The 25,229-nt window shown below is 72.8% G+C and carries 24 protein-coding genes and 1 pseudogene; 16 read left to right on the top strand and 9 right to left on the bottom strand.

Going from position 1 to position 25,229, the window contains the following annotated elements; all coding sequences use genetic code 11:
• The 3 genes from DKT68_RS23600 to DKT68_RS23590 all read right to left on the bottom strand — a co-directional run.
• Positions 1-298 (bottom strand): PmbA/TldA family metallopeptidase (locus tag DKT68_RS23600; protein ID WP_330848945.1); only part of this gene is annotated, 298 nt, incomplete at its 3' end.
• Positions 295-1,731 (bottom strand): TldD/PmbA family protein, encoded by a 1,437-nt coding sequence (locus DKT68_RS23595; RefSeq protein ID WP_109819580.1) that lies wholly within the window; start codon positions 1,729-1,731, stop codon positions 295-297. The genes DKT68_RS23595 and DKT68_RS23600, both read right to left, overlap by 4 nt.
• Positions 1,732-1,764: 33 nt before the next feature.
• On the bottom strand, positions 1,765-2,316 hold the full coding sequence (locus DKT68_RS23590; RefSeq protein WP_109819579.1) for a Uma2 family endonuclease: 552 nt from the start codon (positions 2,314-2,316) through the stop codon (positions 1,765-1,767).
• Positions 2,317-2,570: 254 nt separating this feature from the next.
• Between DKT68_RS23590 and DKT68_RS23585 the strand changes: the two genes are divergently transcribed.
• The 5 genes from DKT68_RS23585 to DKT68_RS23565 all read left to right on the top strand — a co-directional run bounded on the left by DKT68_RS23585 (position 2,571) and on the right by DKT68_RS23565 (position 8,586).
• Complete coding sequence (locus tag DKT68_RS23585) at positions 2,571-3,626, top strand: ABC transporter ATP-binding protein (RefSeq protein ID WP_201749168.1); 1,056 nt, start codon at positions 2,571-2,573, stop codon at positions 3,624-3,626.
• Positions 3,623-4,633 (top strand): ABC transporter ATP-binding protein, encoded by a 1,011-nt coding sequence (locus tag DKT68_RS23580; protein WP_109819577.1) that lies wholly within the window; start codon positions 3,623-3,625, stop codon positions 4,631-4,633. Before DKT68_RS23585 ends, DKT68_RS23580 begins: the two co-directional genes overlap by 4 nt.
• Positions 4,630-5,637: an ABC transporter permease gene (locus DKT68_RS23575; protein ID WP_109819576.1), complete on the top strand. Its 1,008-nt coding sequence runs from the start codon at positions 4,630-4,632 to the stop codon at positions 5,635-5,637. The genes DKT68_RS23580 and DKT68_RS23575 overlap by 4 nt, the downstream gene beginning before the upstream one ends.
• Before the next feature lie 73 nt (positions 5,638-5,710).
• A complete protein-coding gene (locus tag DKT68_RS23570; protein WP_109819582.1) occupies positions 5,711-6,697 on the top strand; it encodes an ABC transporter permease in 987 nt (328 codons plus the stop codon).
• 146 nt (positions 6,698-6,843) lie between these two features.
• Entirely contained in the window at positions 6,844-8,586 is a 1,743-nt protein-coding gene (locus DKT68_RS23565; protein ID WP_109819575.1) for an ABC transporter substrate-binding protein, read from the top strand.
• A gap of 158 nt (positions 8,587-8,744) precedes the next feature.
• On the opposite strand, the pseudogene DKT68_RS23560 reads toward DKT68_RS23565, so the two are convergent.
• Together DKT68_RS23560 and DKT68_RS23555 are read right to left on the bottom strand one after the other, a co-directional pair.
• A pseudogene (locus tag DKT68_RS23560) lies at positions 8,745-8,873 on the bottom strand (MerR family DNA-binding transcriptional regulator); the annotation flags it as partial.
• A gap of 97 nt (positions 8,874-8,970) precedes the next feature.
• Positions 8,971-9,255, bottom strand: coding sequence for a zinc-binding dehydrogenase (locus tag DKT68_RS23555; protein WP_269089872.1), 285 nt, complete (start codon positions 9,253-9,255; stop codon positions 8,971-8,973).
• A gap of 100 nt (positions 9,256-9,355) precedes the next feature.
• Between DKT68_RS23555 and DKT68_RS23550 the strand changes: the two genes are divergently transcribed.
• On the top strand, positions 9,356-9,730 hold the full coding sequence (locus DKT68_RS23550; protein WP_109819573.1) for a YciI family protein: 375 nt from the start codon (positions 9,356-9,358) through the stop codon (positions 9,728-9,730).
• 81 nt (positions 9,731-9,811) lie between these two features.
• On the opposite strand, the gene DKT68_RS23545 is transcribed toward DKT68_RS23550, so the two are convergent.
• Entirely contained in the window at positions 9,812-11,956 is a 2,145-nt protein-coding gene (locus DKT68_RS23545; RefSeq protein WP_109819572.1) for a S9 family peptidase, read from the bottom strand.
• Positions 11,957-12,042: 86 nt separating this feature from the next.
• On the opposite strand from DKT68_RS23545, the gene mshB reads away from it, so the two are divergent.
• The 3 genes from mshB (at position 12,043) to DKT68_RS23530 (ending at position 13,967) form a co-directional block, all read left to right on the top strand.
• Complete coding sequence (mshB, locus tag DKT68_RS23540; RefSeq protein WP_201749165.1) at positions 12,043-12,969, top strand: N-acetyl-1-D-myo-inositol-2-amino-2-deoxy-alpha-D-glucopyranoside deacetylase; 927 nt, start codon at positions 12,043-12,045, stop codon at positions 12,967-12,969.
• Positions 12,970-12,986: 17 nt separating this feature from the next.
• The gene (locus DKT68_RS23535) at positions 12,987-13,421 is read left to right on the top strand and encodes a hypothetical protein (RefSeq protein WP_109819581.1); all 435 of its coding nucleotides are present in this window, start codon (positions 12,987-12,989) and stop codon (positions 13,419-13,421) included.
• Between the two features lie 81 nt (positions 13,422-13,502).
• Positions 13,503-13,967, top strand: a complete 465-nt coding sequence (locus DKT68_RS23530; protein WP_109819570.1) for a hypothetical protein — start codon at positions 13,503-13,505, stop codon at positions 13,965-13,967.
• 39 nt (positions 13,968-14,006) lie between these two features.
• Here DKT68_RS23530 and DKT68_RS23525 read toward each other — a convergent pair whose 3' ends face one another.
• Positions 14,007-15,032, bottom strand: a complete 1,026-nt coding sequence (locus tag DKT68_RS23525) for a GNAT family N-acetyltransferase (RefSeq protein WP_109819569.1) — start codon at positions 15,030-15,032, stop codon at positions 14,007-14,009.
• Positions 15,033-15,111: 79 nt separating this feature from the next.
• Between DKT68_RS23525 and fdxA the strand changes: the two genes are divergently transcribed.
• From fdxA to DKT68_RS23500, 5 genes are read left to right on the top strand one after another with little or no spacing between them, the layout of a single operon-like run.
• Positions 15,112-15,438 (top strand): ferredoxin, encoded by a 327-nt coding sequence (gene fdxA / locus DKT68_RS23520; protein WP_007464872.1) that lies wholly within the window; start codon positions 15,112-15,114, stop codon positions 15,436-15,438.
• The gene (dapC, locus tag DKT68_RS23515; protein WP_330848946.1) at positions 15,435-16,541 is read left to right on the top strand and encodes a succinyldiaminopimelate transaminase; all 1,107 of its coding nucleotides are present in this window, start codon (positions 15,435-15,437) and stop codon (positions 16,539-16,541) included. The genes fdxA and dapC overlap by 4 nt, the downstream gene beginning before the upstream one ends.
• A 16-nt stretch (positions 16,542-16,557) precedes the next feature.
• Positions 16,558-17,586 carry a prephenate dehydrogenase gene (locus DKT68_RS23510; RefSeq protein ID WP_109819567.1) on the top strand — a complete coding sequence of 343 codons (1,029 nt, stop codon included), beginning with the start codon at positions 16,558-16,560 and terminating at the stop codon, positions 17,584-17,586.
• 10 nt (positions 17,587-17,596) lie between these two features.
• Positions 17,597-18,244: an SIMPL domain-containing protein gene (locus DKT68_RS23505; protein ID WP_109819566.1), complete on the top strand. Its 648-nt coding sequence runs from the start codon at positions 17,597-17,599 to the stop codon at positions 18,242-18,244.
• Positions 18,244-18,891, top strand: a complete 648-nt coding sequence (locus DKT68_RS23500) for a nucleoside/nucleotide kinase family protein (protein ID WP_109819565.1) — start codon at positions 18,244-18,246, stop codon at positions 18,889-18,891. Before DKT68_RS23505 ends, DKT68_RS23500 begins: the two co-directional genes overlap by 1 nt.
• 40 nt (positions 18,892-18,931) lie before the next feature.
• On the opposite strand, the gene DKT68_RS23495 is transcribed toward DKT68_RS23500, so the two are convergent.
• Positions 18,932-19,489, bottom strand: a complete 558-nt coding sequence (locus DKT68_RS23495; RefSeq protein ID WP_109819564.1) for a sugar O-acetyltransferase — start codon at positions 19,487-19,489, stop codon at positions 18,932-18,934.
• Between the two features lie 159 nt (positions 19,490-19,648).
• Between DKT68_RS23495 and DKT68_RS23490 the strand changes: the two genes are divergently transcribed.
• Positions 19,649-22,945 carry a S8 family serine peptidase gene (locus tag DKT68_RS23490; protein ID WP_109819563.1) on the top strand — a complete coding sequence of 1,099 codons (3,297 nt, stop codon included), beginning with the start codon at positions 19,649-19,651 and terminating at the stop codon, positions 22,943-22,945.
• A 51-nt stretch (positions 22,946-22,996) separates the two neighbouring features.
• On the opposite strand, the gene dapD is transcribed toward DKT68_RS23490, so the two are convergent.
• Entirely contained in the window at positions 22,997-23,956 is a 960-nt protein-coding gene (gene dapD, locus DKT68_RS23485) for a 2,3,4,5-tetrahydropyridine-2,6-dicarboxylate N-succinyltransferase (protein ID WP_109819562.1), read from the bottom strand.
• 79 nt (positions 23,957-24,035) lie between these two features.
• On the opposite strand from dapD, the gene dapE reads away from it, so the two are divergent.
• The gene (gene dapE / locus DKT68_RS23480) at positions 24,036-25,109 is read left to right on the top strand and encodes a succinyl-diaminopimelate desuccinylase (protein WP_109819561.1); all 1,074 of its coding nucleotides are present in this window, start codon (positions 24,036-24,038) and stop codon (positions 25,107-25,109) included.
• The last annotated feature ends 120 nt before the right edge of the window (positions 25,110-25,229 follow it).

The raw sequence follows: 25,229 nt of genomic DNA, 5'->3' as shown, positions 1-25,229 counted from the left end.
GGTCGGGCGGGCAGAGGCGCGCCGCGGCCAGCGTGCGCGCGACCAGCGCGTGCAGCCCGTCGGTGGTGACCACACTGCCGCTGCCAGCGGCGGTGCGCCCGTCGACGTGGAGTCGCAGCCGGACGCCGACGGTCGACTCGGCGACGTTCTGGTGGATGGCCGAGTTGGCGAACCGGGTCAGCGCCAGGTCGGCCCGCGTCACCACCGCCTCGGCCTGAGCGGCCGGGCCGCCCAGGCGCCGGACCAGTTCGACGACCCGTCCTGCCAGCTCCAGTTCGGTCGGCCCACCGGCGGTCATGCCGACACCCCCACCCGGACGTTGCGGAAGCGGGCCGGCGCGGCCGGATGGCCGGTGTGCCCGGTCTGGCCGGGCTGGCCCTTGCCGCAGTTGGGCGTGCCCCAGGGCACCGTCTCCCCGGAGAGCATGTCCATCGAGCGCCAGAAGAGCGGGCCGATCCCCGTGTAGGTGGGGTTGCGCAACATCCGCCCCCGCCGGCCCTTCTTGATCTCCCAGCCGACCTCGCAGCCGAACTGGAAGTTGAGGCGCTTGTCGTCGATCGACCAGGACCGGTTGAGGTCCATCAGAACCCCGTCGTCGGTGGCGGCGATGATCTCGTCCAGGGTGTGCGGGCCGGGTTCCAGGCCCACGTTGGTCATCCGCACCATCGGCAGCCGCGCCCACCCGTCGGCCCGTACGCTGCCGCCGTAGTCGAGGCCCGCCATGGCGGCCGAGTCCCGGCCCGCGAGCACGCCCACCCACCGTCCGTCGCGGACCGCGTCCCGCTTGACCGCCGGGGAGCCCTCGTCGTCGAAGCCGAAGCTGCCCAGCGCGCCCGGGATGGTTGGGTCGATCGTGATGTTCATCAGCTCGGAGCCGTAGCGCAGCGAGCCGAGCTGGGCCAGGTCCAGCCAGGACGTGCCGGCGAACGCGGCCTCCCAGCCGAGGATCCGGTCCAGCTCGATGGCGTGCCCGACCGACTCGTGGATCTGCAGGGCGAGCTGCTCGCCACCGAGGATCAGATCCGTCTCGCCGGCCGGGCAGGGCGGCGCGGTGAGCAGCGCCCGGGACTCCTCGGCGATCTGCGCGGCGTGCGCGGCCAGGTCGAGGGACTCGACCAGCTCCCAGCCGGTGGTGCCGTACTGCCCGCGGTAGCTGGGCCAGGAGCGGCGCTGCGTCTCGCCGTCGCCGATCGAGGTGGCCGAGATCCCGCCGCCGCACTCGCGGATCCGCTGGTCGATGCGGTGGCCCTCGCTGGAGACGAACCACTTGGCGGTGTCCCAGATCTGGTACAGCCCCTCGGCCAGGTCGGCGCCGTGCTCGGCCATCGTGCGGGTCGCGCCGACCAGCAGGTCGCCCTTGGTCGACAGCGGCACCCCGAGCGGGTCGATGCGGCAGCCCGACGCCCAGCTCGCGGTGACCGCCTCGACCGGCGCCAGGTCGACCGGCGGGCCGGGCAACCGCGCGCTCGCCATCGCGGTCCGGGCCGCGCGGCGGCCGGCGTCGCGGGCGGCGGCGTCGGAGAGATCGGGTACGGCGTGGAAGCCCCAACTCGCCCCGACCAGCGCCCGAACTCCGAGCCCGATGCTCTCGTCCTGGGTCAGCTCCTCGATGTCGCCGTTGCGGGCGGTCATCGACTCGTAGCGGCGGTGCATCACGCGCGCGTCGGCGTACCGGGCGCCGGCGTCGAGGGCGGCCTGGACGGCGGCGGTGGCCGCGTCGAACTCGGTCATGCGACCGACCCTAGGCCAGCCGACCGACGCCCGTCAGGGGAGCAGGTCCTCCGGGCGGATCGTGGCCCGCACCGGATCCGTCAGCTCCAACACCTCGCCGGCCCTGGTCGTCGACCGCTCCACGTAGTGGGAGCCCTGCCGCTGATGGAGGTGCATGGTCAGGGTGTCCAGCTCGACGAGCAGGTACCACTCGATGCCGGCGGCCGCGTAGAGGTGCGGTTTCAGCAGCCGGTCGATGACCGCGGTGTGTGGCGCGGTGATCTCGCCGACCAGCAGGACCGCGCTGGCTGGCACGCAGGCCGCCGCGATGTCCAGCTCGGTGGTCACCACCAGGTCGGGATTGAGGATCCGCGTGGCGTCCAGCCGCAGGTTGATCACCGGAAGAAGGGTGTGGCCCGCCGCTGCGCACCCGGGTTCCAACGCGGTCGCCAGCGAACCGGCGATCATCTGGTGCCGGACGGTCGGTGGAGGTCCGACGAGCAGTCCGCCGTCGAGGAGTTCGATCCGGCAGGCCGTGACACCGAGGGCGAGGTATTCCGACTCGGTGCAGGGCAGCGGGTGGCCAGGAATTCCAGCAGGAAGCACGTGTCCATCGCAGCTGAGGTGGCGTCATCCCCGTCGCACTCGGCGTGCGGGGGAAGCATGAATGGCCATGAATGGCGAGGTGAGGGTGTTCAGGCCGATGCCGACTCGTTACGCTCGGGCCCGCTGACAGGTGCCGACTTTGTAGCTTATTTTCACCCTCGGGACTTTGCTGTAAGTTCTCTTCGTCACTGAGGGAGGCGGCCGTGGACAGCTCGGATCCGGCGCCGTCCGGGGGACCGGACGACCGTCCCACCGTGCCGGAGCAGCGCACCGGCCAGGATGCCTACCTGCGGGTGAGCGACCTGCGGGTCCGGTTCGACACCGAGGACGGCGTGGTGCGCGCGGTCGACGGCGTGTCGTTCGCCGTCGAGCGGGGCCGCACGCTGGGCATCGTGGGTGAGTCCGGCTCGGGCAAGAGCGTCACCTCGCTCGCCATCCTCGGCCTGCACGACGCCAAGCGGGCCACCATCACCGGCGAGATCTCGGTCGGCGGGCGGCAGTTGGTGGGCCTGCACGACGAGGAGGTACGCCGGCTGCGCGGCCGCGACATGGCGATGATCTTCCAGGACCCGCTCTCCGCGCTGCACCCCTACTACACGGTGGGCCGGCAGATCGCCGAGGCGTACCGGGTGCACCACCCGAAGGCCGGCCGGCGGGAGGCCCGCCAGCGGGCGGTGGACATGCTCGACCGGGTCGGTATCCCGCAGCCGGCGCGACGCTTCGACCAGTACCCGCACGAGTTCTCCGGCGGCATGCGTCAGCGGGTGATGATCGCCATGGCGCTGGTCAACGACCCGGCCCTGCTGATCGCCGACGAGCCCACCACCGCGCTGGACGTCACCGTGCAGGCGCAGATCCTGGACCTGCTCGCCGACCTCCAGGCCGAGTTCCACTCCGCGATCATCCTGATCACCCACGATCTCGGCGTGGTCGGCCAGGTCGCGGACGAGGTGCTGGTCATGTACGGCGGTCGGGCCGTCGAGCACGGCAGCGTCGAGCAGGTGCTCCGCTCGCCGCAGCACCCGTACACCTGGGGGTTGCTCTCCAGCGTGCCGTCGCTGCACGGCGACGCGGACGCGGACCTGCTGCCGATCCGGGGCAACCCGCCCAGCCTGATCAACCTGCCGCCCGGCTGCGCCTTCCACCCGCGCTGCCGGTACGCGGACCGCCCCGGTGACCGGTCCCGCAACGAGGTGCCCGAGCTGCGCCCTGCCGGCGCCGACGGCCATCTGGTCGCCTGCCATTTGACAGCCGAAGAGCGGACCACGTTCTACGCCGAGGATGTCGCGTCCGTGGGGGTGGCCCGATGACCGACGAGCCGCTGCTGCGGGTACGCGGCCTGACCAAGCACTTCCCGGTACGCCAGGGGCTGCGCGCCACCGGGCTGGTGCGGGCGGTGGACGGGCTCGACTTCGACGTGCGCCCGGGGGAGACGCTCGGGCTGGTGGGGGAATCCGGCTGCGGCAAGACCACCACCGGTCGGATGCTGGTGCGGCTGCTGGAGCCGACCGCCGGCACCATCGAGTTCGCCGGGCGGGACATCACCCACGCCGGCCGGCGCGAGCTGCGCCCGCTGCGCCAGGACCTCCAGATCATCTTCCAGGACCCGTACGCCTCCCTGAACCCCCGGCACACCGTCGGTCGGATCGTGGCGATGCCGTTGCAGGTCAACGGGATCAAGCCGCCGGGCGGCGTCAAGGCCCGGGTGCAGGAGCTGCTGGAGCTGGTCGGGCTGAACCCGGAGCACTACAACCGGTATCCGCACGAGTTCTCCGGCGGCCAGCGGCAGCGCATCGGCATCGCCCGCGCGCTGGCCCTGCGGCCGAAGCTGATCGTCGCCGACGAGCCGGTCTCCGCGCTGGACGTGTCGATCCAGGCGCAGGTGGTCAACCTGCTGCGGGACCTGCAACGGGACCTCGGCCTGGCGTTCGTGTTCATCGCCCACGACCTGGCCGTGGTGCGGCACTTCTGCCAACGGGTAGCGGTGATGTACCTGGGGCGGATCGTGGAGATCGGTGACCGGGCGGACATCTACGAGCGCCCGCAGCACCCGTACACCCGGGCGTTGCTCTCGGCGATCCCGGACGTCACCCGGCTCGGCCCGGCGGGCCGGATCCGGCTGTCGGGCGACGTGCCCACCCCGCTCGACCCGCCGTCGGGTTGCCGGTTCCGCACCCGGTGCTGGAAGGCGCGGGACATCTGCGCCACCGAGGAGCCGGCGCTCGTCCCACGCGACGGCGGCGACCAGGCCACCGCGTGTCACTTCCCCGAAGTGGCCGGGGCGACCGAGGCGATCGTCGAGGAGGTGTCGCGGTGAGTCTGTCGCCCGTGGAGGGTGTGGCGCTGGCGGAGATCGAGTCCGGCACGGGCTCGGGCGGGCCCGGGGTGAAGGGCGTTGTCGGCCGTTCGCCCGGTCAGCTCGCCTGGCTGCGGTTGCGCCGCGACCGGACGGCCATGGTCAGCGGCGCCCTGCTGGTCTTCTTCCTGCTGCTGGGGCTGGCCGCTCCGCTGATCGAGATGGCCTACGGCGTGGGCCCGCGTGAGCAGTTCCAGAAGCTGCTGGACGGCTTCGGCATGCCGCTGGGCTACGCCGGGGGCGTCACCGGGGACCACTGGTTCGGCCTGGAGCCGGGGTTGGGCCGGGACATCTTCATCCGCCTGATCTACGGGCTGCGGACCTCGCTGTTCATCGCGTTCGCGGCGGCCCTGATCACCGCGACGATCGGCATCGTGCTCGGCGCGCTCGCCGGCTACCTGGGCGGCTGGCTCGACGCGGTCATCAACTGGATCACCGACCTGACTCTGGCCATGCCGTTCCTGATCATCGCGCTGGCGCTCACGCCCACCCTGACGCTGCGCTTCTACGGCGAGCGGGGGCAGGTGTCGTCGGCCTTCGGGGTCGGCGTGCTGATCGCCGTCTTCGCCATCTTCGGCTGGACCAGCACCGCCCGACTGGTACGTGGGCAGGTGATCGCGCTGCGGGAGCGGGAGTTCGTGGAGGCGGCGAAGGCCAGCGGCGCCGGGCTGGGGCACATGCTGTTCCGGCAGTTGCTGCCGAACATCTGGGCGCCGATTTTGGTCTCGTTCTCGCTGGCGGTGCCGCAGTTCATCACCAGCGAGGCCGCGCTCTCGTTCATCGGCGTCGGCCTCAGCGACGAGACGCCGAGCTTCGGCCGGATGATCTACCGCAGTCTGGACTTCCTCCAGACCGACCCGGCGTACGTGTTCTTCCCGGGCATCACGATCTTCGCGCTGGTGTTCGCCTTCAACCTCTTCGGCGACGCGTTGCGTGACGCGCTCGACCCGAAGTCGTCCCGGTAGGGGTGGTCTCCATGGTGAGCGCGAGGAGTGCAGCGAAGCGGAGCCCCGCAGTCGCGAACGAAAGGTGGCACTGGTGTCGCGATTCCTGATCAAGCGGCTCTTCTCGGCCACGCTGACGCTCTTCGCGGTGAGCGTGCTGACCTTCCTGATGTTCTTCGCCCTACCGCGCGACCCCGTCACCGGCATGTGCCCGAAGAACTGCAACCCGGAGCGGCTGGAGCGGGTGCGCGACGACCTGGGCCTGAACGACCCGCTCGTCAGCCAGTACGCCGGCTACATGAAGGGCATCGTGACCGGGCGCGACCTGGGCAGCGCCCAGGGTGGCCGGTGCGACGCGCCCTGCCTGGGCTGGTCGTACGTCACCAACGAGGCGGTGTCGGACACCATCGCCCGGGTGCTGCCGGTGACGTTGAGCATCGTGATCCCGGCGGCCATCCTCTGGCTGCTGCTCGGGGTGGGCTTGGGCATGGTCTCGGCGCTGCGCCGGGGCACCTGGCTGGACCGGATGGCGATCGGCTTCTCCCTGACCGGCGCCTCGTTGCAGCTCTACTTCGTGGGCGCGGTGCTGCTGCTGGTGTTCGTCTACAACCTGCGGTTGCTGCCGGTGCCCAGCTACACCTCGATCTTCGACAATCCGGCGAAGTGGGCCAGTGGTCTGGTGCTGGCCTGGGTCGCGTTGGCCTTCCTCTTCTCGGCCATCTACGCCCGGCTGTCCCGGGCGCAGATGCTGGAGACGCTGTCGGAGGACTTCGTCCGCACCGCGCGGGCCAAGGGCCTGGCCAAACCCACGGTGTACGGGCGGCACGCGCTGCGCGCGGCGATCACGCCGGTGGTGACGATCGCCGGCCTGGACGTCGGTGGGGCGTTGGGCGGCACGGTGATCACCGAGACCACGTTCGGTATCCAGGGGCTGGGGCGTACGGCGGTGGACGCGGTGCGCTCCGGCGACCTGCCCACCATCATGGCCACCGTGCTGATCGCGGCCGTCTTCGTGGTGATGGCGAACGTGCTGGTGGACCTGCTCTACGCGGCCATCGACCCGCGGGTCCGGCTGCGCTGAGCCACCGGGTGTCCGGACGCCCACCGATGGCGAAATTTATCGACAACTGTTACACAACTCGTAGGTTTTCTTCCTTACGATCCTCGGGACGTCGGCGGTTCTCGCCCCGACGAAATCGCACGGCACATGGGTGAAGGAGGTACTTCATGCGACCACGCGTGGCGGTTGCCGCAGGCGGCGCGATCGCTCTGGTTGTGGCATTGGGTGCGTGCTCGGAGAACACGGGCGAGGGCACCACGGTCGACACCGAACGGCAGCAGACCGGGGTCATCGCGACCGACCCCAAGGACTCCCAGGGGCCGGCGGCCGAGGTGAGCGGCGCTGCGAAGGGTGGCACCTTCACCATCATCCGGGAGTCGCCGATCTCCCACCTGGACCCGCAGCGGACGTACTCGTTCGCCGGCCTGATGACCAACCCGCTCTTCGCCCGCTACCTGACCACCTGGAAGGACGACGGCAAGGGTGGCCTCGTCCTCGTCGGTGACCTGGCCGAGACGCCGGGCAAGAACGTCAACAACGACTGCAAGGTCTGGGAATTCACTGTCAAGGACGGGGTGAAGTTCGAGGACGGCCGGCCGATCACCTCCAAGGAGATCGCGTACGGCATCGCCCGCTCCTTCGACCCGGACCTGTCCGGCGGCCCGACCTACATCCAGGAGTGGCTGGCCGACAGCCCGCAGTTCGACACCAAGTGGGACTTCAAGAAGAACAAGACGTCGCTGCCGCCCGGCCTGACCACCCCGGACGCCAAGACGCTGCGCTTCGAGTTCGCCAAGCCGCGGTGTGACCTGCCGTTCGCGGTCTCGCTGCCGACCACCGCGCCGTTGCCGCCGGACAAGGACACCGGCGTCGACCTGGACAAGCAGCCGTTCTCGTCCGGCCCGTACAAGGTCGCCAAGAACCAGGTCGGCGTGCAGATCACCCTGGACCGCAACCCCAACTGGGACCCGAACACCGACCCGGTCCGACACCAGTACCCGGACCAGTTCGTCTGGAGCTTCGGCCCGACCGCGGACGCCGCCAACAACCGGGTGATCGCCGACAACGGCGCCGACCAGAGCGCGCTCGCCTTCAACTTCGTGCCGGCCTCGCTGGTCGCCAAGGTGGCCGGGGACGCCTCGCTGAAGTCGCGGAGCATCCTCTCGCCGACCCCGAGCGCCAACCAGCTCGTCATCAACAACCAGCGGGTCAAGGACCTCAAGATCCGGCAGGCGCTCAACTACGCCATCGACCGGGAGGGCCTGATCAAGGCGCTCGGCGGGCAGACCGTCGCCGCCCCGCTGACCACGCTCATGCCGCCGGCCACCATCGGCTACAAGGCGTACGAGGCGTACCCGGCGGGCACCAACGGCGACGTCGCCAAGGTCAAGGAGCTGCTCGGTGGGCAGACGCCGGAGCTTGTCCTCGGTGTCGCCGACAACACGACCGAGCAGCAGATGGGTGCCCAGCTCAAGGCCAACCTGGAGCGGGCCGGCTTCAAGATCACGCTGCGGAACATCTCGGACGACGCCAAGCTCGACGAGATCAAGAAGAAGGACAACCCCTGGGACCTGTACATCGGTAACTGGGCGGCGGACTGGCCGAGCGGCGCCTCGATCCTGCCGGTGCTCTACGACGGCCGCACCATCAAGGCCGAGGGCAACAGCAACCAGTCCTACTTCAACGACCCGGCGATCAACGCCGAGATGGACCGCGTCCTGGCGCTGCCCCCGGCCGACCAGGGCCCGGAGTGGGCCAAGCTCGACGCGCGAATCATGAAGGAGCACGCCCCGGTGGTGCCGCTCTTCGTCGACGTGGCCTACAACGTGCACGGATCCAAGGCCGGCGGCGTCTTCATCTCCAGCGTCTTCGGCTACCCGTCGTTCGTGAACGCGCACGTCAAGCCGTAAGTCACATCGCAGGCAGGCAGGGTCCCCTCCCGACAGCGTCGTCGGGAGGGGACCCTTGCCGTTCCTGCTGGGCAGGTCACTGGCGCGGGCCGAGCATCTGCGGCCCGGTATGCCGGCCATACCTTGCCCGAGTTCCCGCGCGGGGGTGCGCCTCGTGTGCGGTGACCGGCCGGGGTGCTGGCGGCCGGCGTGACGACACCGACGTCCGCGTAGTACCGGACGGCGCTGGCGCTCAGGCCGGTCCGCCGGGCGACATCCCCGATCGCGTACAGCTCGTTTCTGTCCACGACGCCCACTATGCGATCTCAAGCGGTTTGAGATACAAGCCCGTGGCGCGAGCGGCATGCTCGCGGTGGAGCGCGACAGCCGAGGTTCCGCTGCGGATCAGGGGACGATCACCACGCCGCCGCGGACGCCGCCTTGGGCCAGCCGCTCGTGGGCGGTCGCCGCGTCGGCGAAGGGGTACACGTCGGCGACCCGGAGCGGGATGTCGCCGCTGGTGACGAGTTTGACCAGTTCGCCCAGCCGCGATCCGTCCGGTAGCACCTCCAGCGCCAAGGTCCGGATTCCCCGCACCGGCTCCGGGCGAAGCGGGGGTGACGCGGCCACGTAGCCGCCGCCGTCCTGAATGAGGTCCAGCAGCGAGGAGCCGATCACCGCCAGGTCGATGACGGCGTCGAACAGCGTTGATCGATGTCTGGGCCGAGGTGAAGGTGTAGAAAGCGGAGAGGCGGTTGTGGGAGGCCGCCCCGGACCAGGGAGCTATGGGATGACCCGGTACTTGATCTCCTTCAGTGATGGCGCGATGGACCACATCCCCGACGGGGATTGGGCTGACGTGGGCAAGGCCTCGCACGCGGTGGTCCAGGATGCCCATGCCGCCGGCGTGTGGGTCTTCGGCGCTGGTATCGAACGCCAGCGGGCGAGCGTCGTGGCCACGGACGGGACGGTCGCCGACGGGCCTTACCCGGAGACCAAGGAGGTCATCGGCGGGTTCTCGATCATCGACGTGGGCACCCGCGAGGAGGCGCTGGCGTGGGCTGCCAAGATCGCCGTCGCTTGCCGCTGTGCGCAGGAGGTCCGGGAGCTCATGCCGGACGCCGAACAGGATGCGATGCTCCGCCAGGCGAACAATCGCGGGTGACGCGAACAGGAGATCTTGGACAGTTTCCGTTCCGCGCTGACGGAAAGTGTCCAAGATTCACGGGCCCGGCGTAGCCGGGGATCACAGCAGGTGGGTGCGGAGGAAGTCCAGTTCCAGCGGGAGCAGGCGCTCGGCCGTGCCGTTCGCGGCCATGTGCGTGGCGCCGGTCAGCGGCAGCACGGCGTGCGGCCGGCCGGTGCGCAGCAACGCCGCCGAGAGCCGGAGCGTGTGCGCCGCCACCACGTTGTCGTCGGCCAGACCGTGCACCAGCAGCAGCGGTCGGGCCTGGTCCGGGGCCGTGACCGGCTCCGCGGCCATCTCCACCAGCGAGTGGTGCGCGTACACGTCCGTCCCGTCCTCGGGCAGCCCCAGGTAGCGCTCGGTGTACGCGGTGTCGTAGAGCGCCCAGTCGGTGACCGGGGCGCCCGCGATCCCGCACCGGAACAGCTCGGGGTGGCGCAGCACCGCCAGCCCGGCCAGCCACCCCCCGAACGACCAGCCGCGCACCCCCACCCGGCTCAGGTCCAGGTCGGGGTGCTTGCCGGCGAGCGCGGTCAGCGCGTCCACCTGGTCGGCCAGGATCACGTCGGCAACCCGGCGGTGGATCGCCTTCTCGAACGACGGCGCCACGCCCGGCGTACCCCGGTTGTCGATGGTGACCACCGCGAACCCGGCGTCGGCCCACCACTGCCGCTCCAGCCAGGCCGCCCGCGCGGCCACCACCTCCTGGTGCCCCGGACCGCCGTAGATGTCCAGCAGCACCGGCAGCCGCCGGCCCGTCACATGGTTGTCGGGGTAGAGCACCGCCGCCGGGAGCCGCCGGTCCGTCACGCGTTCCAGCAGCGGCAGTGGCGAGTACGGGGGGATGGCGGCCAACGACCACAGCTGGGCCAGCTCCTGGTCGCCGCGGCGGATCGTCCACCGCACCCCGGCGTGGTCCAGCGACGCCATCCCGACCGCCAGCACGTCCCCGCCGACGGCGGCGGTGTGCCAGCCGGAGTCGGTGGTAAGACGGCGGGCGTCCACCCCGCCACCGATGGTGGTGCGGACCCGGAACAGGTGCCGCTCGCTCGGCTCGCCGTCGCTCGCCTCGACCAGCAGGTCGGCCGGGCCGGTGCCGGTGGGCAGCCGCCCCACCACCCGCCGCACGTACAGCGACGGCGGCGTGAGCAGGGTGCCGTCGGCGAACAGGCACCGCGCGTCGTACCCGTCGTGCGCCAGCTCGCCGCCGACGAGCACCCGGCCGTCCGGCAGGTGCGCCGGGGTGCCGGCGATCGGCTCGACCCAGCGCGGATCGGCCAGCTCGGCGTGCACCTGCGTCTCACCGGTCCGCGGGTCCACCGCCAGCACCAGCCCGTGCTGCTGCGAGCGGCGCAGCACGGTGATCAGCGGGCTGCCCTCGGCCCAGCTGACCCCGGTCAGGTACGGGTAGGTCTCCCGGTCCCAGTGCACGTCGACCCAGCCGTCGTCCAGGTCCAGCAGGTGCAGGCTGACCTCCGCGTTCGGCCCACCCGCCCGGGGGTACGCGACGGCGGTCGGCGGGCTCGCCGGCTCGGCCGGGTCGTGCAGGTGCCAGCGGTCCAGCCGGGACTCGTCGACCCGGGCGGCCAGTATCGACCCGCCGTCCGGGGCCCACCAGAAGCCGCGGAACCGCCCGAACTCCTCGGCCGCGATGTGCTCGGCCAACCCCCAGCTCACCCCGGCGTCCTCGCCGGCCAACAGGGTGTCGGTGCCGTCGGCGTCGACCACCCGCAGCTCGCCCCGGCGCACGCCCTCGGCAGCGTCCGTCACGTACGCCAGCCGCTGCCCGGTCGGGTCCGGCCGGGGGTCCAGCACCGGGCCGACGGCGGCCACCTCCACCACGTCGCCGTGCACCAGATCGGCCCGGAACAGCCGGCCGGCCAGCGCGAACACCGCCACGCGGCCGGCGGCGTCCAGCGCGTACGAGCCGATGCCGGCGGCGCTGAGCCGCAGCCGCTCCCGCAGCGCGCGCTCGCCCGGGGACAGCGCGCTGGCGTCGCCGCCGTCGGCCAGCAGGGTGGCCGGGTCGGCGACCAGCCGCTCCTCGGCGGTGGCCACGTCCAGCAGCCAGAGCGCGTCCGCCGGATCCTCCGGGCCGGCGGAGCGCAGGAAGATCACTCGGGAGCCGTCCTCGGACACGGAGACAGCACGCGGCGCGCCGTGGCTGAACCGGCGGGTGCGGGCGGCCAGCTCCGGAAAGTCCACAGGCCAAATCGTAGAGCCGTGCCGGGCGTGATGTGGCCGACCTGGGCGGACGCGTCGGCAGCCGCCGGGCGGAACCGCCGGTTAGAGTGACCGTCGTGACGATGCTGCCCGACCGCCGCCTGCTGCTGGTCCACGCGCACCCCGACGACGAGTCGATCGGCACCGGCTCGACGATGGCCCACTACGCCGCCACCGGCGCGCACGTCACGCTCGTGACCTGCACCCTCGGCGAGGAGGGCGAGATCCACGTCCCGGCGCTGGCCCAGCTCGCCGCCGCCGAGGCCGACCAGCTCGGCGGGTACCGGATCGCCGAGCTGGCCGAGGCCTGCGCGGCGCTCGGCGTCACCGACCACCGCTTCCTCGGCGGCGCCGGCCGTTACCGCGACTCCGGCATGATGGGGCTCGCGACCAACGACCACCCCCGCGCCTTCTGGCAGGCCGACCTCGACGAGGCCGCCGGGCACCTGGTGGAGATCCTTCGGGAGGTACGCCCGCAGGTGCTGATCACGTACGACCCGAACGGCTTCTACGGTCACCCCGACCACATCCAGGCGCACCGTGTGGCGATGCGCGCCGTCGAGCTGGCCGCCGCCGAGGGCTGCGCCCCGGCCAAGGTCTACTGGACGGCCATGCCGATCAGCGTGCTGGAGGCCGGCATGACGCACTTCGCCGAGTCCTCGGACAACCCGTTCGCCGGCATCCGGGACATCGCCGACCTGCCCTTCGGCACCCCGGACGCCCAGATCGCCGCCCGGATCGACGCGACGGACCAGCACACCGCCAAGGAGGCCGCGATGCGGGCGCACGCCACGCAGATCCCGGCCAGCTCCTGGCTCTACTCGATCGCCGGCAACTTCGGCGGCGAGTTCATGGGCGTGGAGTTCTACACGCTCGCGGTCGGCGAGAAGGGCCCGGGCGCCGGCCCGTACGGCTGGGAGGACGACCTCTTCGCCGGCCTGTCCGACGAGACCGCCTCCGACCGGCGCCCGGTCGCGGCGGCCGGTTCCCGGTGACCCTGCCCGCCGCGCCGATGCCGGTCGTGGAAAGCCAGGACGCCCCGCCCCCGGCGGGGCCACCGCCGCGACTGCTGGACCTGGGCCTGCGGCTGGCCGGCGCGATCATCGTGGTCGTGGCCGGGGTGCTGACCGGGGTGCTGGAGCTGTTGCTCTCCACGGTCCGGGTCGGCGGGCAGTTGATCGGCGTGTCGGCGCTGCTCGCCGTCGGCGCCAACATCGCGCTGAGCTGGTTCGCGCACGAGGCGGTCGGCCGCCGGTGGGCGGTGGCGCTGCCCGCGGTGCCGTGGTTCGCGCTGATGGCGGTGGCCGCCGTCCGGACCAGCGAGGGCGATCTGCTGCTGGCCGGGGACAACTGGGTCGGCCTGGCCATGATCGTGGCCGGCGCGATGACCTTCGCGGTGATGGGCTTCCGGCAGATCCTCGCTCCGCCGCCGGCACTCGGCGGCTGATGACGCCACCCAGGTACGGGTGGTAGATATTCCTGCCAGGGATGTGGCCCCGGAACGGGGCGTACGGCAGGAGGTCGTGCGATGGACAGACGGTGGCGTGAGGTCTGGGTGCTCGCGGGAGCGCTGTTCGCGGTCAACGTGGTCGCCCGGCTGACGATCCGGCTCGGCTTCGACGGTGACGACGCCGCCGCCGACCGGGTGTCGCTGGCGATGTTCGCGGTGATCGGGCTGATCCTGGCCGTGGTGGCCTTCCGCTGGGGCCGCCGCCGGCCGCTGGGCACGTGGGCGGCCGACGTGGCCGTCGCGGTGCTGGTGGCGATGGCGCTGACGGTGCTGGTCGGGCCGCTGCTCGTCGGCAACAACCCGTTCGCCGGCGGTGCGGGCACGTTCTTCGCCCAGATCTGGCTCTACCTGCTCGCCACCGGCGTCGGGGTGCTGATCGGCTACCTGGTGCTCACCGCGCTCGGGCGCGACCACCGTTCCCAGCAACTCAAGCGGTACGCCGAGGTCAAGACCACCAAGCCCCGCCGCGTCGTCCGCCGCTGACCCGTCCCGCGCCGCGCGACGGGCGGTGATGGAGCGGGGTCAGTGCGGAGCGACCCGGGTCAGGTAGGTGTGGTGAGTGGTGAAGCCGAGCCGCTGGTAGAGCGCCACCGCGGCGGCGTTGCGCTGCTCCACCTGGAGGAAGGCGTGCGTCGCCCCGGCCGAGCCGCCCCAGTCGGCCAGCGCCGCGATCACCGCCTGTGCCAGCCCCTGCCGGCGCGCCTCCGGCAGCACCTCGATGAGGCTCAGCCCGAGCCAGCGGCCCTGCCCGGTCACCGTGCCCCGGCCGATCGCCACCAGCGTGCCGTCGGCGTACACGTGGGCGAAGCGGACCTGGTCCACGGCGGTGAGCACGTGGCGGGCGGCGTCGGGGAGGCCACCCTTGCGGCCGGCGGCGATCGCCAGCCATGCCGCGGACGGCGCGGCGACCAGCTCGATGCTGACCCCGGCGGCCCCCGCGCCGGCCCCGTCGACCGGATCGGCGCCCGCCCCGGCGAGCGCTGATCCGGCCCCGTCGACCCCCGCGCCGGCCGTGCGGTCGACCAGGGGGAGTGGCGCGGTCTGTACCAGCGTCGGCGGGCGGGTGCCCCAACCTCGGGCGTCCAGTTCGGCGCCGACCGGCGCGGCGAGCGGCAGCGGTGTGTTGATCAGCGCCGGTTGACCGTGCTCGGCGTACCAGCGCTCGACCGCGTCCACCGCCGCCGGGAGCGGCCGGTCCGGGTCGCCGATCGGCAGCGCCGAGTTGGCCCGCCCGGTCCAGCCGTCGGCCGTCCGGAGCAGCCAGTCCCCGAGCTGGCCCCGGATGGGCGCCGGCCAGGCCTCGTCGGCGGCCCGTTCCAGCGCGACCACGGCGGCGGCGGTCGGCCGGCGGGTCGGCGGCACCCGCTTGGCCCGGTGCACCTGGGCCACCGGGACCCGCAGCCGACCCTGGGCGGTGGCCAACGTGAGATGAGTCTCGCTGAGCTCCACCAACTCGCCGAGGGCGTCGGAGAAGAGCGGCCGGCCTTCGCGAATCCCCACAATCCGGCGGACCACGATCCGGTGTCCCACATCCTGCTGTCGGAGCACGATCGACCCCCTCCCCGGCGAGATACTAGGCTCTAACCGTCGCGGGAGATCGCGGCGTGTCTTGCGGAGGAGAAGACCGGTGACCTACATCATCGCCGAGCCGTGCGTGGATGTGCTCGACAAGGCATGTATCGAGGAGTGCCCGGTCGACTGCATTTACGAGGGCAACCGGATGCTCTACATCCACCCCGACGAGTGCGTCGACTGTGGTGCCTGTGAGCCCGTCTGCCCCGTGGAGGCGATCTTCTACGAGGACGACGTCCCGGAGCAGTGGAAGGACTACACCGGCGCCAACTACGAGTTCTTCGAGGACCTGGGCTCGCCCGGGGGCGCCTCGAAGATCGGCAAGGTGGAGAAGGACGCCACGTTCGTCGCCGCGCAGCCGCCGCGCGGCGAGGGCCACTGAACGGCTCCGCGCCGGTCTCGTCGCGGCTGCCCGAGTACACCTGGGACACCCTGGCCGCCGCGGCCACCCTGGCCGCGGCGCATCCCGAGGGTCTGATCAACCTCTCCATGGGCACGCCGGTCGACCCGGTGCCCGAGGTGATCCGGCGGGCACTGGCTGACGCGTCCGACGCTCCCGGCTACCCGCTGACCGCCGGCACGCCGGCATTGCGGGACGCGATCGCGGCGTGGGTGGCCCGGGCCTGTGGCGCGGGGGTCGACGGTCTCGGTGTGCTGCCGACCATCGGCTCCAAGGAGCTGGTCGCCTGGCTGCCCACGCTGCTCGGCGTCGGTGCCGGTGACGTGGTGGTGGTGCCGTCGGTCGCGTACCCGACCTACGAGGCCGGGGCCCGGTTGGCCGGCGCCACCGTGGTCCGCGCCGACTCGCTGACCGCGGTCGGGCCGACCTCCCGGGTCCGCCTGGTGTGGATCAACTCACCGGGCAACCCGACCGGCCGGGTGCTGCCGGCGGGGCACCTGCGCAAGGTGGTCGACTGGGCCCGGGAACGCGGCGCGGTGGTGGCGAGCGACGAGTGCTACCTGCCGCTCGGCTGGTCGGCCGAGCCGGTCTCGGTGCTCTCCCCGCAGGTCTGCGGCGGCGACTACACCGGGGTGCTCGCCGTGCACTCGCTCTCCAAGCGGTCCAACCTCGCCGGCTACCGGGCCGGTTTCGTGGCCGGTGACCCGGCGCTCGTCGCCGAGCTGCTGAAGGTCCGTAAACACGCCGGCATGATCGTGCCCGCGCCCGTGCAGGCGGCCATGGTGGCCGCCCTGCAGGACCAGCGACACGCCGACGAGCAGCGGGAGCGCTACCGGGCCCGCCGTGCGGTGCTGGCCGCCGCGTTCACCGGCGCCGGCTTCACGGTCGAGCACTCGGAGGCCGGCCTCTACCTCTGGCTGACCCGCGGTGAGGACTGCTGGGAGACGGTCGACTGGCTGGCCCGGCGCGGCATCCTGGTCGCCGCCGGTGTCTTCTACGGCCCCACCGCGAACCAGCACGTCCGGGTGGCGCTGACCGAGTCCGACGAGCACGTCGCCGCGGTCGCCGGCCGGCTGCGGGCCTGACCCCGGCGACCCGGCCATGACCGACCGCGGGACCAAGCGGTACGCCGGGATCCGGGCGGCTGTGGTCGGCACCGGCCTGATCGGCGGCTCGGTGCTGCTGCGCCTGGCCGAGTCCGGCCTGGACGTGGCCGGTTGGGATCCCGACCTGGCGACCCGTGAGCAGGCCCGGGCCCGGGGCGTGGCCGCACCCGACACGCTCGAGCAGGCCGTGGCCGACCGGGACGTGGTCTTCCTCGGCGGTCCGCTGCCCACCCTGCCCCGGACGCTGGCCCGGGTGGCCGCCGCCACCGCGCCGGGCTGTGTGCTCACCGACGTCGGCAGCACCAAGGTCGAGGTGGCCGAGGCGGCCGACCGGCTCGGGCTCACCGACCGGTTCGTGCCCGGGCACCCGATGGCCGGCGCGGAGTCCGCCGGCCTGGCCGCCGCCTCCACGACGCTGCTGGCCGGTGCCGCCTGGGTGCTGTGCCCGGCGCCGGGCGCCGCGACGGCCGGCTTCCGCTGGCTGACCGGGCTGCTGGTGGAGCTGTTCGACGCCCGGGTGGTGCCGATGTCCGCGCCGGCGCACGACTCGGCGGCCGCGCTGGCCTCGCACGTGCCGCACCTGCTGGCCGGCGCTCTGGCCGGGGCGGCGCAGCGGGCGCCGCTGCGCGATGCGGTGCTGGCGCTCGCCGCGGGCAGCTTCCGGGACGGCACCCGGGTCGCCGGCACGCCGGCGGAGCGGACCGCCAACATGCTGCTCGGCAACCGGGCCCGGGTGCTGCACGAGTTGGCCGACGTGACCGAGTTCCTGGACGGGCTGGCCGCCGCGCTGCGGGCCGGCGACGCGGCGGCGCTCACCGCCCGGTACGCGGAGGCCGCCGCGGTCCGGTCGGCGCTGCTCGACCGGCGGTACGCCGAGCGGGACCGCGAGTTCCCCGCCGAGGGTGATCACGCCGCCGAGGTGACCTGGCTGCGGGAGTTGGGCGACGCCGGTGGGCACCTGACCGGGTGCCGGGTCGACACCGGCAGCGTCGCCTACACGGCATGGCTCCCGGTGACTGACTAGGCTCAGGGGCATGGCGGCAGACGGCCCGGTGGTGCAGGTGCGCGGCGAGGCGTACCGGGAGGTGCCGCCAGAGCTGGCCCGGTTCGCGGTGACCGCGACGGCTCGCGACCGGGACCGGGAGGCCACGCTGACCCGGCTCGCCGAGCGGGCCGCCGCCGTCCGGGTGCTGCTGGACGGCTCCGGGCCGGTCGTGGCCCGGCGGGAGACCGGCGACCTGCGGGTCCGGCCGGAGACCCGGCGTTCGGGCGAGCGGGTGGTGGCCTGGCACGGCAGTGTCACGACCACGGTCACCGTCACCGACTTCACCGCTCTCGGCGAGTTGATGCTCCGGTTGGCCGACCAGGACCAGGTCGAGGTGGCCGGCCCCTGGTGGGAGCTGCGCCCGGACAGCCCGGCACACCGGGAGGCGCGGCACGCCGCGATCAGCGACGCGCTGGTGCGCGCCCGGGAGTACGCGGAGGCGCTGGGCGCGCACGTCGTCTCGCTGATCGAGCTGGCCGACGCCGGCCCCGCCGATCGGCCGATGTTCGCCCGCGCGGCGTTCGACGTCGGCGGTGGCGGTGGCGGTCCGCCGGAGCTGGAGTTGGATCCGCAGCCGCAGACCGTCCAGGCGGCCGTGCAGGCGCGGTTCACCATCAGCGACCCGGTTCTGGGCTGATGCCGCCGGCCCGGGTGCTTCCCGTCGACGAGCTGGTGGCGCGGGCGCGCGCCCTGGCGGAGGCCGGCTCGCGCCAACTGCTCGGCATCGCCGGCGCGCCGGGCGCGGGGAAGTCCACCCTGGCCGAGCGGGTCGTCGCCGAGGTCGGTCCGGTCGCCCGGCTGGTGCCGATGGACGGCTTCCACCTCGCGCAGTCGCAGCTGGTCCGGCTGGGCCGCGACGGCCGCAAGGGCGCGGCCGACACCTTCGACGCCAACGGGTACGTCTCGCTGCTGCGCCGGTTGCGCCGGCTGGAGCCGACCTCGGTCTACGCGCCGGAGTTCCGCCGGGAGCTGGAGGAGCCGGTGGCCGGGGCGATCGAGGTGCCGCCGTCGGTCCGGCTGGTGGTGACCGAGGGCAACTACCTGCTGCTGTCGGACGACCCGTGGCAGGAGATCCGGCAGCTGCTGCACGAGGTCTGGTTCCTCGACCTCGACGCCGAGGTACGGCAGCGCCGGCTGACCGCCCGGCACGAGGCGTACGGTCGGTCGCCCGAGCAGGCGCGGGCGTGGGCGCTGGGCAGCGACGAGTCCAACGCCTCCCTGGTCAGCGGCACCGCCGACCGCGCCGACCTGGTTGTCCGCCTGCCCGAGCCGCCGGCACCGTGACCCGGGCGCTGGGCCGGTCGGGCCTGGTCCCGCCGCACGGTCAGTCGAGCTGACGGACCACCCGGGCCGGATTGCCGACCGCGACCACGTTGGCGGGGAGGTCCCGGGTCACCACCGCGCCCGCGCCCACGACCGTGTTCGCGCCGATCGTCACCCCGGCCAGTACGATCGCGCCGCCGCCGAGCCAGACGTTGTCGCCGATGGTGATCGGCTTTGCCGCCTCCCACTTGTCGCGGCGCGGTTCGGGCTCGACCGGGTGGGTCGGGGTGAGCAGTTGCACGTTCGGTCCAACCTGGACGTCCGCGCCGAGGGTGATCGGTGCGACGTCGAGGAAAACCGACTGGTAGTTGACGAAGCTGCGTGGTCCGATCCGGATCTGCCAGCCGTAGTCGCAGTAGAACGGCGGGCGGATCCAGGTGCCCTCTCCCAGCTCGCCGAGCAGGTCGCGCAGCGCCGCGAGGCGAGCCACCTCGTCGGCGGCGGAGCTGGTGTTGAAGCGTTCCATCCGACGGGCGGCCTGGTCCAGGTCAGCGATGATCTCGGGATCGTCGGCGAGGTACGGCTCACCGGCGAGCATCCGGTCCTTCATGGAGGTCACCGGTCGATGATGCCGGGTCCAGTCGCGATAAGGGTTGGTTGCTCCGTAATTTTCTGGACTTCCTTATGCATACGCGGTATGCAATCCTGACGGTGGTCAATGCGTCTCCTGTGGTAACGACGCTCCATCGAGGAGGATCCGTTGCATCGAAGCAGCAGAATGGCCGCCGCCGCCGTAGTCGCCCTCTTGCTGGGCAGTCCGGCCGTCGCCGTCGCGAGTCCACCCACCGCCAGCAGCCCCCCGGACGCCGTCCCGCGCACCGCGGCCGGCGCCCCCTCTCCGACCACTGTCACCCTGCTCACCGGGGACCGGGTCACCGTCACGGCGTCCGGGTCGGCCGCGGTGCGCCCCGGCCCCGGGCGGACCGACATCCGCTTCATCACCACGCGTCAGGACGGGCACCTCAGCGTGCTGCCGCAGGACGCCGTGCCGCTGGTCCGCGCCGGCCGTCTCGACGCCCGGCTCTTCGACGTCACCGGGCTGATCGCCGCCGGCTACGACGACGCCCGTCGCGACCACCTGCCGGTGCTGGTGACCGGCGACGCGGGCGCCCGCCGGACCGCCGCCGCGCCCGCCGGGCTGGACGTCACCGCACAACTGCCGGCCATCGCCGGGGTCGCCGCCAGGGCGGACAAGAAGCGGGCCGCGACGGTCTGGGCGGCGCTCACCGGCGCCGGCGCACGGGTCGGCACGGCGGGGGGTGCCGACCGGATCTGGCTCGACGGTCGACGGCGGGTCACCCTGGACCACAGCGTCCCGCAGATCGGCGCGCCGGCCGCGCATCAGGCCGGCTTCACCGGCCAGGGCGTCCGGGTCGCGGTGCTGGACACCGGCATCGACGCCGCCCACCCCGACCTGGCCGGGCGGGTGGCCGAGGCGCGCAACTTCACCGAGGCCACCGACACCCGTGACACCGTCGGGCACGGCACCCACGTCGCCTCGATCATCGCCGGCAGCGGCGCCGCTTCCGGCGGCAGGTACCGGGGCGTCGCTCCGGACGCCACACTGCTCTCCGGCAAGGTCTGCGAGGACGCGGGCTGCCCGGAGTCGGCGATCCTGGCCGGCATGCAGTGGGCCGCCGTCGACCAGCACGCCGACGTGATCAACATGAGCCTCGGTGGTCCCGACACGCCCGACGTCGACCCGTTGGAGGCCGCGGTCGAGTCACTGACCGCGCAGACCGGCGCGCTCTTCGTGATCTCCGCCGGCAACGCCGGCAGCGACGGCTCGGTCGGCTCGCCGAGCACCGCGGACGCCGCCCTCTCGGTGGGCGCGGTGGACCGCGACGACGCGCTGGCCGACTTCTCCAGCCGGGGTCCCCGGGTGGGCGACGGCGGGCTGAAGCCGGACATCACCGCCCCGGGGGTGGAGATCGTCGCCGCTCGCGGTGAAGGCACCCTGCTGGGCGACCCGGTGGGCGAGGCGTACGTCTCGCTCTCCGGCACCTCGATGGCCGCACCGCACGTCACCGGCGCGGTGGCGCTGCTCGCCCAGCAGCACACCGGGTGGGCGGCGGCCCAGCTCAAGGCCACCCTGATGGCCTCGGCGAAGCCGCACCCGGCGCAGACCGCCTTCCAGCAGGGCGCCGGCCGGGTCGACGTGGCCCGGGCGATCACCCAGCGGGTGGTCAGCGACCCGGTCAGCGTCTCCTTCGGCCAGCCCGCCTGGCCGCACGGAGACGACACCCCGATCACCCGGGAGGTCGACTGGCGCAACGACGGCCCCGAACCGGTCACCCTGAACCTGACCCTCGAGGTGACCGGCCCGGACGGCCAGCCGGCACCGGCCGGCATGTTCACCATCGGCGCCAGCCAGGTCACCGTGCCCGCCGGCGGCACCGCCGGCACCACCGTCACCACCGACACCCGGCTCGGGACGGACGGCTACTGGACCGGACGGATCGTGGCCCGCTCCGGTTCGGCGGTGGCGGTCACCCCGGTGGCGGTCAACCGGGAGGTGGAGAGCTACCAGCTCACGGTGCGGCACCTGGACGCCACCGGCGCGGCCGCCACCGACCACATCACCGCGGTGGTCAACCTGGACACCTTCGCCATCTTCGACCTGTACGACCCGGACGGCACCGTCGACATCCGGGTGCCCAGGGGCCGTTACGGACTCGTCAGCCTCCTCTTCGCGGAGGACGGGCTCGCCCAGTTGGCGCAGCCGGAGCTGGTCTTCGACCGCGACACCACGGTCACCGTCGACGGCCGGAAGGCCCGGCCGGTGCGCACCGCCGTCCCGGAGCCCTCGGCCGTGCCGGCGCTGGTGGACATCGGGGCGAACTGGATCACCGACGACGGGGGCGCCTACGGCTTCGGCCTGATCGCGCTCGACTTCAGCGGGCTGGCCACCGGGCACCTCGGCCGGGCGGTCTCCGGTGACCGGTTCTTCGCCACGCTGGGCAGCCAGTGGGCGCAGCCGGAGGTCGCCAACAGCCCCTACCTGTACGCGCTCGCCGAGAAGTTCCCCGGCCGGATGCCGACCGGCTTCGACAAGACCTACCGCAGCCGGGAGCTGGCCACCGTCACGCACCGGTTCCGGGGCGGCTATCCGGGCCTGGTCGCCGAGCGGGTGGTCTTCCCGCACCTCGACCCGGATCTGGGCGGCTGGGCGGTCGTCCAGCCCACCACGGTGCCCGGCCAGCGGGTCGAGCACTACAACACCCGCGGGGTGCGCTGGTCCTCGGAGCTGATGTTCGGGGTGCCCACCGGGGACGGGTGGACGGACCTGAAGGCGGCGCTGACGGCGGAACCACGGGCGTACCGGGCCGGCCGGCACACCCGGGAGAGCTGGAACACCGCACCGTACGGGCCGTCCTTCCCGGCACCGCGCTGGCCCGGACAGGGCATCACACGGCTCGGTGACGAGATCGGGGTGGACGTGCCGCTGCACAGCGACGCCGAGGGGCACGCCGGTGGGTCCGTCGCCGACAGCGCCCGGACCGCCCTCTACCGCGACGGCGTGCTGGTCGGCGAGCTGCCGGATCCGGGTTACGGGCAGTTCACGGTGCCGCCCGGTGCCGCTGACTACCGGCTGGAGGTCTCGTCGAAGCGGAGCTTCACCGATCTCAGCACCGAGGTCAGCGCGGCGTGGACGTTCCGGTCCCGGCACGTCCCCGGCGAGGACCACCGGCCGTTGCCGGCCTCGGCCATCCGGTTCACGCCACCGCTGGACGCGGCCAACACCGCCCCGGCCGGCCGGAGCCTGGTCATCCCGGTGCAGGTGCAGCGCCAGCCCGGCGCCCCCGCAGCGCGGCTCACCGGGCTGACCGTCGACGTCTCCTACGACGGGGGCCGCACCTGGCAACCCGCCCCGGTGCGCCACGGCGGGCACGGGTGGACGGCCACCGTCCGGCATCCCGCCGGCGCCGGGTACGCGTCCCTGCGGGCAACCGCCCGGGACGCCGCCGGCAACACGGTGACGCAACGGATCATCCAGGCGTACCGCCTGCGGTGAGGCGTACCCCGTCCGGGTCCGCGGCCGAGCGCCGCGGACCCGGACGGGCCGTCAGTCGTTGGCGTGCAGGGCGGCGTTCAGCTCGATGCCCCGGCCGGTGCGCGGGCGGGCCTCCAGCGCGCCGGTCACCGAGTTGCGCCAGAACAGCAGCCCGTTGACGCCGGAGAGGTCGCGGGCCTTGACCACCCGGCCGTCCGGCAGGCTGACCTTCGAACCGGCCGTGACGTAGCAGCCGGCCTCCACCACGCAGTCGTCGCCGAGCGAGATGCCGATGCCGGCGTTCGCGCCCACCAGGCTCCGCTCGCCGATTCGGACCTTGTCGGTGCCGCCGCCGGAGAGGGTGCCCATGATCGAGGCGCCGGCGCCCACGTCCGAGCCGTCACCGACCACCACGCCCTGCACGATCCGCCCCTCGACCATCGAGGTGCCGAGCGTGCCGGCGTTGAAGTTGCAGAAGCCCTCGTGCATCACGGTGGTGCCGGCGGCCAGGTGCGCGCCGAGCCGGACCCGGTCGGCGTCGGCGATCCGCACGCCGGAGGGGACCACGTAGTCGGTCATCCGGGGGAACTTGTCCACCCCGTACACCGCCAGGTGGCGGCCGGCGGCCCGCTCGATCACCCGTAGTTCGTCCACCCGCTCCGGCGGGCACGGCCCGGCGGAGGTCCAGGCCACGTTGGCCAGCTTTCCGAAGATGCCGTCCAGGTTGAGCTGGTTGGGTCGGACCAGGCGGTGGGAGAGCAGGTGCAACCGGAGGTACGCGTCCGGGGCGTCCTTGATCGGGTCGTCCAGCGAGCCGATCACGGTGACCACCTGCACGGTACGCAGACCGGGCAGCGACCGGTCGCCGAGCGCGGCCGGCGGCAGGTCGAGCACGTCCGTCTCGTCCTCACCGGCGACCAGCGGCAGCTCACCCAGGCCCAGCTTGCCGGTCGGGTACCAGGTGTCGAGCACCTGCTCGTCTGCGGTGACGGTGGCCAGGCCGATGCCCCAGGCGGGATCTGCGGACGTCACTGTTTCACCTCTCGGTCGGGGCTGCGAAGGCCGCAAGCTCACTCCTCGCGCTGACAGACCTGAAGGTACCGTGCGAACCATGGAGAACCCGCTGACCCCCGAGGTCCTCGCCGATCCGGTGGCGCTGACCCGCGCCCTGGTCGACATGGAATCCGTGTCCCTCAACGAGAAGGCGATAGCCGACTGCGTCGAAGAGGTGCTGCGGGGCGTACCGCACCTGACCACCCACCGGCACGGCAACACGGTGATGGCGCGCACCGACCTCGGTCGGTCGCAGCGCGTCGTGCTGGCCGGGCACCTGGACACGGTGCCCCTGAACAACAACTTCCCCTCCACCATGCGCGGCGACCTGATGTACGGCTGCGGCACCTCCGACATGAAGTCCGGCGTCGCGTACGCGCTGCACCTGGCAGTGACCCTGCCCGAACCGCGCTACGACGTGACGTACTTCTTCTACGAGGCCGAGGAGATCGAGTCGCGGTACAACGGGCTGAACCTCGTCGCCCAGGCGTACCCGGGGTGGCTGGAGGCGGACTTCGCGGTGCTGCTGGAGCCGACGTACGGCATCGTCGAGGCGGGCTGCCAGGGCACCATGCGGTCGACGGTCACCACCACCGGCGTACGCGCCCACTCGGCGCGCTCCTGGCACGGTGTCAACGCCATCCACGCCGCGGGTGAGGTGCTGCGCCGGCTCCAGACGTACGAGGCGCGCCGGGTCACGATCGACGGCTGCGACTACCGCGAGGGTATGAACGCGGTGCGGATCCACGGCGGGGTGGCCGGCAACGTGGTCCCCGACCGGTGTGAGATCGAGGTCAACTACCGGTTCGCCCCGGACCGCACGCCGGCCGAGGCGGAGGCGCACCTGCGCGAGGTCTTCGCGGGCTTCGAGCTGGCCGTGACCGACTCGGCGGCCGGTGCCCTCCCCGGTCTCGAGGCGGCACCGGCGAAGGAGTTCCTGGCGGCGGTCGGCGCGGCGCCGATCGGCAAGCTGGGCTGGACGGACGTCGCCCGGTTCGCGGCCATGGGCATCCCCGCGCTGAACTTCGGCCCGGGGGACCCGAACCTGGCCCACCACCCCGACGAGCACGTCGAAATCACCAAGATCCGCGACGGCGCCGCGACCCTGCACCGCTGGCTGGCCCCGGCCTGACCACCCCGCGCGTTCCGCGCCGCCCGCAACCGGTGATCAAGAGGTTTGCGTCAGCCGGGCCCGTTGTCGGCGACGCAAACCTCTTGATCAGCTCCGGGTGGGGCGCCGGCGGTGGGGGAG

Source organism: Micromonospora acroterricola (assembly GCF_003172955.1).
Classification (GTDB): domain Bacteria; phylum Actinomycetota; class Actinomycetes; order Mycobacteriales; family Micromonosporaceae; genus Micromonospora; species Micromonospora acroterricola.
The sequence above is the reverse complement of the archived record's forward strand: the minus strand, read 5'-3'. Positions and strand labels throughout refer to the sequence as shown.